The organism is Campylobacter sp. GB48, assembly GCF_049221845.1.
GTDB classification, from domain to species: domain Bacteria; phylum Campylobacterota; class Campylobacteria; order Campylobacterales; family Campylobacteraceae; genus Campylobacter_D; species Campylobacter_D lari_C.
The window spans coordinates 83,877-95,574 of sequence record NZ_JBMJAR010000004.1; the positions used below are offsets into that span (position 1 = coordinate 83,877).

The window sequence follows — 11,698 nt, forward strand, 5'->3', positions numbered from 1 at the left end:
TATATAGATTTTTATATAAAAAATAGCTAAATTTAAGCGTGTTTTTAAATTATGAATTTCGAAGCAACCCCTATTAAAGCTGTTTGTGCTTTAAGTACAAAATTAGCCTGTAATTTTGCTTTTTTTATATTCTCCTCTCTTTCTTTTTGAGAAAATCCACCTTCAGCACCTATTAAAAACACGTACTTACTAGGTTCAAAACTCATCAAATCTTCACCTTCAAAATCTATCAAAACAATGTTCTCATAAACTTGCTGAAATTTTTTAAAATCATCAAAGCTTTCAAGATCCATTAAAGAAGCGCGACCACATTGTTGGGATGATTCTATAAGAATTTTTTCCATTCTTTTAAAATCTAATTTAAAATTCTTTTGTGAATAATCCATATACACAAAAGAAAGCTTTGCTACTCCAAGCTCGTTTAAAAAAGGCAAAGTTTTTTCTATAATCTTTGGATCAATCACCGCTAAAGCTAAATGTAAATGCGTTTTTAATTCTTGTTTTTCTTCTTTTTTATCAAGCAAATTTAATACGCAAGAGCGTCTAGAAAGCTCTATGCATTCATAAGTATAAGCAAAAAAATCTTTTAAATTTTTTAATATGATTTTATCACCTACTTTAATTCTTCGAGCCTTTAAGTGCAAAAAAGCTTCATTTTCTAACTCTAAATTTAAAACACCACTTTGTGGGTGATATAAAAATCGCATTAAAAATAAAACCTTTGAAGCAAATAAGGTACAAAAAGTAAAAATATACCTAAACACAAAATAAAAAAGCTTAAAAATCTAAATTTAGCATAACGTTTAAACAATCTTGCTTTTTTAAATAAAACAAATTGATAAATAGCCAAAGCAAAAATCAAAATCCAACAAAACCACATAGAAAGTATGTATAAATTTAGCTCAAAATGCTTTAAAGCCCAAAGCAAACTTCCTGTAAAAAGTGTAATTGCTAAAAATAAATAATAAATTGGCAAAAACAGGCGAATTCTTTTTATAAAAATAAACTCTTGTGAAAAACTACTTTGAGTTAGATATAAATAAAACAACATTAAAAAGCCATTTGCATATAGGCTGTACACATGCAATGCTAAAAAAAACTCATAACTTTGATCCATCACTGTCCTTGTGTGCTATTTTCATCTTTGATATCATCATCTACGGGTATAGGCAGTGTTTCATCATCTATAATAACATTAGAGTCACTTTGCTCAATTTGAACTTGTTCGGTTTGCACTTCTTTTTTTGTATTGTTATTTTCTTGATTTGAGCAAGCCATAAAAAATAACAATGGCACAACTAACAGAATCTTTTTCATCACACCTCCTTTTGATTGACAAAAACAAAATTTGCATCTTGAAGTTTTTTAAAAAAATCTTTATCTTTCCATTCATCACTTATAGCTTGTGAAAATTCAATATCTGCCAAATTTATCTTTGGCAAAAACTCACTATAAGCATCTTCTCTAAAACCTTGCGCATAGCCTGTTCTTGTTTCATGTACAATGATACTTTTTAAACTTACACCTTGCTCGCCATTAACCATCTTGGTTTTTAAAAGCAAGGTATCTATCAAAATAAAAAATATGCGTACAAAATTTTCCGCACTTACATTCACAGGCAAACTTACCCATCTTTGTGAGTGCTTTTTCATATCTTCTAAATAAACTTTATCATCATCTTTAAAAAGCGTAATAGCATGATCAAAACTATCAATAATTTGTTTTATCTCATCTTTTAACAAGCCAAAATCATATACCATTCCCGCATTGTCAAGGTATTTACTCTCAAGTAAAATTTCTACCTTATAAGAATGGCCATGTATGCTTGTTTTACATCGCTTGGAGCTACAAAATCTAACAATATGAGCATTTTCAAATTCAAACATTTTTCTAATAATCATACGCCTTCTTTATCTCCCCAAATTCTAATATGCAATCTATCAGAGTAATTATATCCATTTTTTATACAAAATTCAGCAACACTTAAGGCATTTTTAGAAATTTCTTCTTCATTTGACCCCATGGGCATACAAAACACCTCATTTTCACAAACTTGTAAAATTTCATTGATTTCTTCTAAGGCTTTATTTTCTTGTAAAAAATCTTTATCTAAAACAAATTTATAAAAACTATCTTTAGCATAATATTTAAAAGCTTTCAATGCTTTTTCATTAATCCTTTTTTCTTTTTTTACACCACTATTGCTAAGCTTTACACCCAAAGCAAAATAACATTTTTTATACAAAGGATATTTTTCAAAATCAATTTCAATACTTGCATTGGTTTCAAAATGCACTTTAAAATCATTTTCTAAAAGTAAATTTATAAAACACAAAAAATCTTTATTTTGATAATTTAATAAAGGCTCTCCACCTGTAATGACAACTACAACTTTGTGTGAATTGGCTAATTTTAAAACCTCATCGAAAAGCTTTGTTGAAGTATAGGTTTTATAACAAGTTTTAAATTCTTTGGTAAAAACAGCCCTTATAGTATCACAACCCAAAAGTATTTTAGAATCTTTTTCTTTTTTTACTCCAAAGCCTGTGCAGTTAAAATTACACCCAGCAAACCTTACAAATATAGCTAAATTTCCACTATATTTTCCCTCACCCTGCAAGCTTAAAAAAGTCTCGACAACTTCCATTATCCACCTGTTTGATAAAAAGCTCTTGTTGAGCTTTGATTGGCTTCATTTTCAGCCCATCTGTTTTTTTCTGATTTGTTTTTTATCACGGTTTTTAAAACCTCACATGCTCCTGCTATGTCTTTATTGCGTATAGCCTTTTTAATGCTTAAAGCCTCATCATAATACAAACAAGGTATCAAAAGTCCTTCGGCTGAAAGTCTTATACGGTTGCAACTATCACAAAAATCATGGCTATGCGGATCAATAATACCAAACTCATATCCATCTTCAAGTTCATAAATAGTCGCGGACGCATTAGGGATTTTTTGTCCTTGTTTAAAAGAATATTTTTGAGCGATGATGTTTAAAATTTCTGCTGATTTTAAACCTTTTAAATCTCCATAAGCATGATAATTTTCCATAAATTCTATAAAACGAATTTGACTTTTGCGTGCTTTAGCAAATTCCAAAAGATCGATAAATTCATTATCGTTAATCCCTTTAAGCACTACGGTATTAAATTTAATATTAAAGCCTAATTCTAAAGCCTCATTAATACCACTTAACACATCCTTAAGTATATTTTTTTGGGCTAATTTAAAAGCTATTTCTTCTTTTAAGGTATCTAAAGAGATATTAATTCTTTTTAAGCCTGCTTGCTTTAAGTCTTTTGCTTGTTGTTTTAATAAAGAAGCATTAGTAGTAAGTGCTAAGTCTATATCTTGCTTATACTCACTAATCATAGCAATAAATTTATGCAAATCTTTCCTTACTAAAGGCTCACCACCTGTAATGCGAATTTTTTTAACCCCCTCATCAATACAAACTTTAACAAACATAAAAAGTTCTTCAAATGATAAAAGATTTTCCTTAGCGCTCCATTCAAATGGAGTTTTTGGCATACAATAAAGGCAACGAAAATTACATCTTTGTGTTACTGAAATTCTTAAATAATCAATCACTCTTCCATAGCTATCTACTAACATCAAAGGCCTTTATAATAATTTATTAAATTTTAAAATAAGCTCAACCCTACCCATACCTATACGCAAATCTTTAGCAATTTGCTCTATGGATTTTTTTTGATTAAAAAGCTCTATTACCTTTTGCTCTTCATTATCATAGCTTGGGCTTAATTTTGTAATACTTTGGGTTTTTTGTTCTAAATTTAACAAACGATTTTTTTGTTCACTTTGAAACTCTTCGATTACCTCTTCTACTTCTTTTAAAGCACTTAAAATAGGAAGGATATTTTGATTGATTTTTTGTTCTAGTACTTGCAAAAGTTCTTCTTTTAGCTCTTCTTTAATAGCTTCAGTGTCTATTTCTTCTTTTTCTTGTTCTTGTTCCTCTAAGCTTTCTTTTTTTAAATAATGATATTGTTTATTTAAATCTTCTATCATCTTACCAAGTTCATTAATTTTGGCAATATTTTCTTTTTCTTTTATCATCATATACGCAAACATAGCAAAAATTAGCAAAGCCACCACAAGCCACAATAATAAATCACTACCCATTTTCTTGCTCCTTTAAAATCTTAATCATCGCTCTTTGCATATTTGCCACAAAATTATCATACACAAGCTCATCTTCTGCTTTTATTTGTGTGATTTTTGCCTCATTTTCATTTAAGGCTTTAAAAAAAATACTAATTTTTTGGCCATTTAACTCAAATCTTGCATAATACTCCTCATCTTGAGTTAAACACTTATCTTTAAACTGAATGTGTGCAAAATTTACACCCACCACAAAGGCTTTATGTTTTAAATCTGTAAATAATTTTGTTTTATTGATATCATTTTTTATCAAATACAATTCTTGCTTTATATCCATAAGCAAATCAAAAATAATTTGCTCACCTTCGCTAAATTCCACTCTTGAGGCAAGCTTTTTCCATTTGCTTAAATTGACATAATTATTACTTGAAAGATATTCTTGCAAAAACTCTTCATATCTTTCTTTGCTCTCTTCAAACTCAAGTTCTAATGAGCTTTTAAAAAATTTTATCTCCATAAAAGATCAACCCAAATAAATATAAAAAACACTATACTCAAATAACCATTTAAAGTAAAAAATGCTTTATCAATTTTTGCAAAATTCTTTCTAACAATGCGGTGCTCAAAAAATAAAATAATCGCACTAATTATCACACCTAAAAAGGCAATATTTCCTGTTGGAGCCACCCAAACAAATAAAAGCCAAAAAAGCACTGCCAAAACATGACAAAATGCTGAGATAAATAAGGTTGCTTCAAGTCCAAATTTAGCAGGTATAGAGTGTAAGCCTGTTTTTTTATCATACTCCATATCTTGCAAAGCATAAAGCAAATCAAACCCAGCTGTCCAAAAAGTAACACCCAAACACAAAATAACACTATAAATTTCAATACTTCCCAAAACTACAATGCTACCTGCAATAGGAGCAAGTCCTAAGCAAAATCCTAATACTAAATGCGCTAAGGATGAAAATCTTTTAAAAGCTGAATAAATAGCTAAAATAAACAATACCGGCAAAGAAAGAACAAAGGCTAATTTATTAATAAAATAACTTGCCAAAACAAAAATAATAGCATTTAAAATAATAAAAAGCAAAATACTAGTTTTACCTATACGTCCATCGATATTAGGTCTATTTGCACATCTTGGGTTATTTTTGTCAATATCCTCATCCATCAAACGATTAATCGCCATTGCAAAATTTCTTGCACTCACTGCGCAAATAACACCCAAAAACAAAGCCTTAAAGCCAAACCAAGTGCTATCATTTAAAATAACAGAAGCCACAATCATTGAAGTGAATAAAAAGGGTAAAGCAAAAATAGAATGCTTAAAAACTATCAAATCTAAAATATCTTTTAATTTTTCTTTTAATATAGGCATTTTTTCTCTTTATAATATATTTTTGTTATGATTTTACTAAAATAATTTTAAATTTAGGATATTTTTACGATGTTTTTTGAATTTGCACTCATTGGAACTACTGCAAGTGGCAAAACAGAACTTACTAATAAACTAGCTTATGAATTTAATGCAAGCATTTTAAGCCTTGATAGTCTTTGCGTGTATAAACAAATCAACATCGCTTCAGCCAAAACAGAGCAAAAAACCCTAGATGAGCTTGATTATTTTGGCATAAATTTATTAAATGTCAATGAGCATTTTAACATCGCTTTGTTTTTTGAAGAATACAAAAAAGCAAAAGCTTTTGCCCAAAAAAATAATCAAATGCTTATTATCACAGGTGGAACTAGTTTTTATTTAAAAGCCTTAATGGATGGTTTGAGTGAAAATTTTAAAGAAAGCCAAAGCATGCTAAGTAATGATGAAATTTATCATTTAATGACAAAAATTGATCCACAAGCAAAAATAGAAAAAAACGATACTTATCGTTTGAAAAAATGGCTTGGAATTTATGAGCAAACTAATAAAATTCCAAGTAAGGTTTTGAAAGAAACCAAACAAGAAGCTTTGATTAAAAAACTTGATATTTTTGAAATTTCTTGGCAAAAAGAACTTTTAGAAAAACGCATTATTACGCGCACACAAAATATGCTCAATGAGGGCTTAATAGATGAAGCTAAAATGTTATTTGATAATTATGATCATCATTTAAAAGCACTAAATTCCATAGGTTTGAAAGAATGCAAAGAGTTTTTAGATAAAAAAATAAATTTAAATGAGCTTGAAGAGCTCATCATCATTCACACAAGACAACTTGCCAAAAGACAAAGAACTTTTAATAAAAAATTCAATAAAGAAATTTTAGATTTTCAAAACGCTTATGAGAATTTAAAAGCTTATATTTTAAAAAAATATCAAGGCTGAGTATTTAAGACATTTAATTTATCTTTACATAAATTTTGCCAATTGCTTGTTGCATTAATATCTATACAATTTTGCAAACTTTGCTTTTGATTTTGCACATCTTTTAAATCTTCATAAATATTACTTTGTATATAAAAAGCTCTTGCACGCTCATCATCTTTTAAAGGATTAGCAAGTAAATCTTTAAACAAAGTTAAAGCTTTTTGAGCTTGATTACTTTGTTTTAAAGCTTTGATATAGATAAATTCTAAATCAGGACTAAAAAGATTTACTCCCTTTAAGTTTTGATAATCAATAGCCTTTGGAGCATAAGTTAAGATACTTGTTAAAAAATTATTTTTTTCACAATAACGCAAAAACTCATAATATAGCTCTACCATACGATAATTCATAGGAAATTGCTCTAGTTTTTGTAAAGTTCTTATCATAGCATTATAATCTTGCAATCTAAGCTCAGCAAAAAATTTAATATAATTTGCTTCAAATTTTTCATTATCACTAATAATCGTTCTTGTATTTAAAATATCATTAATCGTTTTTATAACAAAGCTATAACGCTTATCTTTAAGAGCCAAATCAGCGCTTTGAAGCTTATAAAAGACAATATCATCGTTTTCATTGTCCACTATGTATTTTTTAGCTTCTTCAATGCGCGTTGTGCGTTTAAAACACTCAAGCATTTGTTTTTTGTTTTGTATTTTACCCCCTACATTATAAGCTTTAAAATCATCATATATTTTCACAGCAGCTAAACATTCATCATTTTTTAATTTTTGTTCTAAAACTAAAATAGCAGCTTGCTCTAAAAGATTTTTAACTTCTTTATTAGAGTATTTTTCAATGTCTTTTTGATAACTTACAACCTTTTCATAATTTTTTTCTTGAAAATACAATTTTACATTATCAAACAACGCCTTACTAGAAATTTCTCCAGCATATTTTTTCATGATCTCTTCATATCTTTGGTGCAAAAAACTTGCATTAGCATCTTTTAAATATAAAAAGTTTTTATCTTGCGCTTCTTTAATTAAACTCACATATTCACCCAAAGGAAAATCTTCTGCGTAAAGATCTAAATATTTTTGAGCCTTAGTATGCTCATTTGCATTTAATAAAGACAAAGCAAGATCTTTTAATACTCTTTCATATTCTTTATCTACCTTGGTTAAATGTGTAAAAATATATTCATAAATTTTAGAACTTAAATCATAAACCCTATTATTAGCAAAAGCTTTAGCCAAAGATAAAGAATTTTCCAAATCACTCATAAAAAATTCAGGATTTGATTCTAAAATTTTATTTGCTAACTCTTTAGCTTCTTTAGTATTTTGAGTTTCTAAATAATTTTTTGATAAAAATAAAGCAGCTCTACTAGCTAAATCTGCGTTTGGGGTAGAATAATACACATCTTGATAAATATTATTTGCAGTATTTTTCTTACCTAAATGATATAAATAATCTGCATAATCAAGCAGAGCCATTATAGTATATTTATCGCCTTTATGCTCAGTATTTAAAGTATCTATAATATATTCAACATTAGATCTTTGTGATAAACCCATATAAACTCTCATCATAATATACATCACTTCTGTATAATCTTTGTCGTTAATATAAGTTCTTACCCATCTTTTAGCATCATCTAGCATTTGTTCTAAAATTAGTTGGTCTTTATCAAGTTCATAAGTGTATAGTTTATTTTGAGCTCTTAATTTATAAAGCTCAAATTCATTCATAAATACACTACCTTGATAACGCTTAATAGCATTAACAGTATCTCTTAATACTTGGTCATATTTTTTAGCCTCATATTCTTGTTTAATATTAAAATAAGTATTAAAATCTGCACTTTTAGAAGTTTCCATAGGATTAGAATTTAAATCTAAAGCTCCGATATAAGGCATTAATGCATCATCAAAATAAATATCAAAATCAAGCCCATCGCTAGGCTTATAATATTTTAAGTCTTTAGTAAAAATAAATACAAAATGTTTAGAAATATCTCCACTTTGACTTCGAATTTCTTTAGCATTGAAGATATCTTGAGAATAATTAAACATCTTAGCTAAAATTTTAGGATAGATTTTGATTGTCAAAAAAGTTTGGTGCTTTTCAAAATAAATCGTAAAATCATCAAATTCCTTATTTTGAAACTGCATATTGCTAACACCCAAAACATTGCACTCAAAATGGGTTTTTTCAAATTCAAAAACACTTTTGCAAGTAAAATCTTTATCGTCTTTTAAATGCAAAAGCGTAAAAGGGCGCTTACTTTCCTCCCCTTTATTAACAATAATTTCAAAAGAAAATATATAAGTTATACTTAATAAAAATAAAAATAAAACCCTTATCATAAGCGTGATTATAGCAATATTATTTTACAAAAGCAAAAACACGCAAGAAACACTTCCAATCAAACACAAGCATAAAATAATCTTTTGTTTTACATCTAAGTTTGCACTTTCTATGATTTGAGCTTTTTTGAAAAAAACATAAATTAAAATTTTCAAATAAGCATAAAGCATAATCATAGAGCTTAAAGCTATAGCAAATACAAGCACATAGTAGCCTGAGTTTAAAATAGAAGCTAAAATTAAAATTTTACCCCAAAAAATACCAAAAGGCGGAATACCTGCTATACATAAAATAAATATAGCTAACATTATAGACAATACCGGTCTTTGATCAAACAAGCCCGAAAAACTCTCAAATGAACTTTTTTGAAATAAACTCAATATTAAAAAAATTCCATAATTTGCAAAAGCAAAAGAAATCCAATACACAAACAAAGCAAAAATTGAAAGCAAATAAGAAGTCTCATCTCCTTGAGAACTTACACTCATGCTAGAAACAATAACTGCTAATATAAAAGAAGAATGAGTGATGGAACTATATGCAAGCATTTTTTTTACATCTTTTTGGATTAAAGCTACTATGCTTACAGCAAGCATAGAAAAAATCGCTAGCAATGCTACTATGTATTCAAATTTTACCCCACCACCCAAAGCAGAAAAAATTCTTAAAACTACTATTATCATAGCTATTTTTGGAACAATTGATATAAATGCTATAAAATTTGTATGTACTCCATAATATACATCCTTTAACCAAAAGTGAAAAGGTGCAATAGAAAGCTTTACTCCAACAATAACTAAAAACATTACTCCAGCACAAAGCAAAATAGGATCTGAAATATATTCAGAATGCAACAAATTATCTAAATCTAAAGACTTAGTTTTTAAATATACAAAAGCACATGCAAAGACAAAAAACCCAGCTCCCACCGCAGCCAAAGTAAAATACTTTATACTAGAGCTAATAGCATTATGAGTTCCTCTTAAAGCTATTAATGTATAAAGAGCTAAAGAAGAACCTTCTAAGGCTAGGAAAATTACGATCAAATTAGTACTTGACACCATTAGCATCAAAGAAGCAATCATAAACAAAAATAAAGAAAAAAACTCTGGCTTTTGCTCATCTTTATCCATCAATAAATAAAGCATTGAAAAAACTAAAATAACTATTTGAGTAAAAATTGCATAATTATCACTTACAAATAAACCAAAAAAAGCTTGAGAATTATCTAAAACAAAGCCATTATAAAACAATAAAAAACATAAAGTACTAAGCAAAGCTATAACACTTACTCCTATATAAAAATTTCTAGAAAGTTTTTTAAAAGCACCCAATAAAAGTAAAGTAATAGCCCAAAAAAGCAATGACAACACAGGAAATAATAATACAAAATTTAATTTTTCTAAACTAAAATCACTCATTAAAAACCTCTTATATTATCTATGATTTTTTGATTTTCTATTGCAATATTTCTTGTTTGCATAACTTCAAGAATACTATTTACATTCAAAGCAATTTCATCAAGCATAGCACTTGGAGCTATCCCTAAATAAATTACCAATGCGCTCAACACACTTAAAACAAAAATTTCACCTTTTTTCAAAACTAGCTTTTCTATTTTTTCTGTATTAGTGGTAAAAAACATATTTCTATAAATATTTAGCATATAAATAGCCCCTAAAATGATCACACCGCCTGCAAATAATGCATACCACAAATTCACACTTGCTATGCCTTGTAAAATTAAAAACTCACCTACAAAAGAAATAGTCAAAGGTAGTGAAATAGATGAAAATAACAACACCGCAAAGAAAAAGCTAAATAACGGAGCTGTTTTGGCTAAATTTTTATAAAAGTCTAAATCAAAAGTATAATATCTTTTATAAAGCATATAAGCAGCTAAAAACAAACCGCCTGTTACTATACCATGTGCAAACATGTAAAATACAGAACCACTAACTCCATTATAAGTAAAAGTCACAATACCCAAAATCACCACACCCAAATGCGAAATTGAGCTATAAGCAATTAACTCTTTCAAGTCTTTAGTTTTAAAAGCAATTAAAGCTGCATATAAAATTCCAACTATACATAAAATAGCAAGTAAAGAATAATAATGATTTAAAGCATCAGGTGTTAAAGGCAAGATAAATCTTAAAAATCCAAAAGGAGCCATTTTAAAACTTACAAGCATTACAGATACTAAAGTCGGGCTTTTTGCGTAAACCTTTGGTGCCCAAGTGTGGAAAGGAAACAAAGGGCTTTTAATTGCAAAAGCGATAAAAAATCCTATAAAAATTAAATTTTGCACACTCTCAGGTATAAAAAATTCACTCTTATACCAAGCAAGTAAATCAAAACTCCAATACCCAAAACTTTGATAATACAAAAACCCTACATAAATAATCGCTAAAAGCATAAGCATAGAACCACAAAATGCATAAATGAAAAATTTAATTCCTGCTTTATAATTATCTGAATATCTACCTATTAAATAAATAAGTGGTACAAGAGAAAACTCCCAAAATACATAAAATAATAAAGCATCTAGTGAAGCAAAAAGCCCTATAATACAAAATTGCAGTAAAAATATACTTACAATAACACTTTTATCTTGAATATCTAAACATATAAAAGATAAAAAAATCATAATAGAACAAAGCAACATCAAATAAAGTGCTATAGCATCTACACCTATATGAAAATTAACTATCAAAGAATTTAAGCTAAACTCATACGCTATGCCATCATGATAATTAAACAATAAAAAAACATTTAAAACTAAAGTCAAAAAGCTAATTAAAATAGCAAAAGTTTTAAAATCTTCTTTTTGTAAAAACAAAGCTATAAAAGCTGCAAAAAATGGAAATAACATTAATAAACTAAGCAT

At 27.9% G+C, this 11,698-nt stretch carries 13 protein-coding genes; 1 reads left to right on the forward strand and 12 read right to left on the reverse strand.

The features are described 5' to 3' along the window. Positions 1-44: 44 nt before the first annotated feature. Genes ACOTVC_RS03695 through mqnP form a run of 9 tightly spaced genes read right to left on the reverse strand, consistent with a single transcriptional unit; the run spans position 45 to position 5,508 of the window. The gene (locus ACOTVC_RS03695) at positions 45-707 is read right to left on the reverse strand and encodes a 16S rRNA (uracil(1498)-N(3))-methyltransferase (protein WP_214099234.1); all 663 of its coding nucleotides are present in this window, start codon (positions 705-707) and stop codon (positions 45-47) included. Beyond that, positions 707-1,117, reverse strand: a complete 411-nt coding sequence (locus tag ACOTVC_RS03700; protein WP_214099233.1) for a hypothetical protein — start codon at positions 1,115-1,117, stop codon at positions 707-709. The genes ACOTVC_RS03695 and ACOTVC_RS03700 overlap by 1 nt, the downstream gene beginning before the upstream one ends. Then, complete coding sequence (locus ACOTVC_RS03705) at positions 1,117-1,317, reverse strand: hypothetical protein (protein WP_039619318.1); 201 nt, start codon at positions 1,315-1,317, stop codon at positions 1,117-1,119. The genes ACOTVC_RS03700 and ACOTVC_RS03705 overlap by 1 nt, the downstream gene beginning before the upstream one ends. After that, a complete protein-coding gene (locus tag ACOTVC_RS03710) occupies positions 1,317-1,901 on the reverse strand; it encodes a 6-pyruvoyl trahydropterin synthase family protein (protein WP_039629080.1) in 585 nt (194 codons plus the stop codon). Before ACOTVC_RS03710 ends, ACOTVC_RS03705 begins: the two co-directional genes overlap by 1 nt. Then, entirely contained in the window at positions 1,898-2,647 is a 750-nt protein-coding gene (locus ACOTVC_RS03715) for a 7-carboxy-7-deazaguanine synthase QueE (protein ID WP_421627738.1), read from the reverse strand. The genes ACOTVC_RS03710 and ACOTVC_RS03715 overlap by 4 nt, the downstream gene beginning before the upstream one ends. Beyond that, entirely contained in the window at positions 2,647-3,615 is a 969-nt protein-coding gene (moaA, locus tag ACOTVC_RS03720; protein WP_214099231.1) for a GTP 3',8-cyclase MoaA, read from the reverse strand. Before moaA ends, ACOTVC_RS03715 begins: the two co-directional genes overlap by 1 nt. Positions 3,616-3,624: 9 nt before the next feature. Continuing rightward, positions 3,625-4,146: a hypothetical protein gene (locus tag ACOTVC_RS03725; RefSeq protein WP_039619325.1), complete on the reverse strand. Its 522-nt coding sequence runs from the start codon at positions 4,144-4,146 to the stop codon at positions 3,625-3,627. Next, on the reverse strand, positions 4,139-4,642 hold the full coding sequence (locus ACOTVC_RS03730; protein ID WP_039619327.1) for a hypothetical protein: 504 nt from the start codon (positions 4,640-4,642) through the stop codon (positions 4,139-4,141). The genes ACOTVC_RS03725 and ACOTVC_RS03730 overlap by 8 nt, the downstream gene beginning before the upstream one ends. Further along, positions 4,633-5,508 carry a menaquinone biosynthesis prenyltransferase MqnP gene (mqnP, locus tag ACOTVC_RS03735; protein WP_214099229.1) on the reverse strand — a complete coding sequence of 292 codons (876 nt, stop codon included), beginning with the start codon at positions 5,506-5,508 and terminating at the stop codon, positions 4,633-4,635. The genes ACOTVC_RS03730 and mqnP overlap by 10 nt, the downstream gene beginning before the upstream one ends. A gap of 69 nt (positions 5,509-5,577) precedes the next feature. On the opposite strand from mqnP, the gene miaA reads away from it, so the two are divergent. Then, a complete protein-coding gene (miaA, locus tag ACOTVC_RS03740) occupies positions 5,578-6,453 on the forward strand; it encodes a tRNA (adenosine(37)-N6)-dimethylallyltransferase MiaA (protein ID WP_421627741.1) in 876 nt (291 codons plus the stop codon). Here the strand turns inward: miaA and ACOTVC_RS03745 are convergent. Genes ACOTVC_RS03745 through ACOTVC_RS03755 form a run of 3 tightly spaced genes read right to left on the reverse strand, consistent with a single transcriptional unit; the run spans position 6,444 to position 11,698 of the window. Further along, a complete protein-coding gene (locus ACOTVC_RS03745; RefSeq protein ID WP_214099227.1) occupies positions 6,444-8,807 on the reverse strand; it encodes a tetratricopeptide repeat protein in 2,364 nt (787 codons plus the stop codon). The two genes, miaA and ACOTVC_RS03745, sit on opposite strands and share 10 nt — an antisense overlap. A gap of 24 nt (positions 8,808-8,831) precedes the next feature. Beyond that, positions 8,832-10,229: an NADH-quinone oxidoreductase subunit N gene (locus ACOTVC_RS03750; RefSeq protein WP_214099226.1), complete on the reverse strand. Its 1,398-nt coding sequence runs from the start codon at positions 10,227-10,229 to the stop codon at positions 8,832-8,834. Continuing rightward, a complete protein-coding gene (locus ACOTVC_RS03755) occupies positions 10,229-11,698 on the reverse strand; it encodes a complex I subunit 4 family protein (protein ID WP_214099225.1) in 1,470 nt (489 codons plus the stop codon). The genes ACOTVC_RS03750 and ACOTVC_RS03755 overlap by 1 nt, the downstream gene beginning before the upstream one ends.

Bases quoted from the DNA above. Each gene is read 5' to 3' on its own strand.
- ACOTVC_RS03695 (WP_214099234.1), bottom strand. From the start codon at position 707: ATGCGATTTTTATATCACCCACAAAGTGGTGTTTTAAATTTAGAGTTA.
- ACOTVC_RS03700 (WP_214099233.1), bottom strand. From the start codon at position 1,117: ATGGATCAAAGTTATGAGTTTTTTTTAGCATTGCATGTGTACAGCCTA.
- ACOTVC_RS03705 (WP_039619318.1), bottom strand. From the start codon at position 1,317: ATGAAAAAGATTCTGTTAGTTGTGCCATTGTTATTTTTTATGGCTTGC.
- ACOTVC_RS03710 (WP_039629080.1), bottom strand. From the start codon at position 1,901: ATGATTATTAGAAAAATGTTTGAATTTGAAAATGCTCATATTGTTAGA.
- ACOTVC_RS03715 (WP_421627738.1), bottom strand. From the start codon at position 2,647: ATGGAAGTTGTCGAGACTTTTTTAAGCTTGCAGGGTGAGGGAAAATAT.
- moaA (WP_214099231.1), bottom strand. From the start codon at position 3,615: ATGTTAGTAGATAGCTATGGAAGAGTGATTGATTATTTAAGAATTTCA.
- ACOTVC_RS03725 (WP_039619325.1), bottom strand. From the start codon at position 4,146: ATGGGTAGTGATTTATTATTGTGGCTTGTGGTGGCTTTGCTAATTTTT.
- ACOTVC_RS03730 (WP_039619327.1), bottom strand. From the start codon at position 4,642: ATGGAGATAAAATTTTTTAAAAGCTCATTAGAACTTGAGTTTGAAGAG.
- mqnP (WP_214099229.1), bottom strand. From the start codon at position 5,508: ATGCCTATATTAAAAGAAAAATTAAAAGATATTTTAGATTTGATAGTT.
- miaA (WP_421627741.1), top strand. From the start codon at position 5,578: ATGTTTTTTGAATTTGCACTCATTGGAACTACTGCAAGTGGCAAAACA.
- ACOTVC_RS03745 (WP_214099227.1), bottom strand. From the start codon at position 8,807: ATGATAAGGGTTTTATTTTTATTTTTATTAAGTATAACTTATATATTT.
- ACOTVC_RS03750 (WP_214099226.1), bottom strand. From the start codon at position 10,229: ATGAGTGATTTTAGTTTAGAAAAATTAAATTTTGTATTATTATTTCCT.
- ACOTVC_RS03755 (WP_214099225.1), bottom strand. From the start codon at position 11,698: ATGCTTAGTTTATTAATGTTATTTCCATTTTTTGCAGCTTTTATAGCT.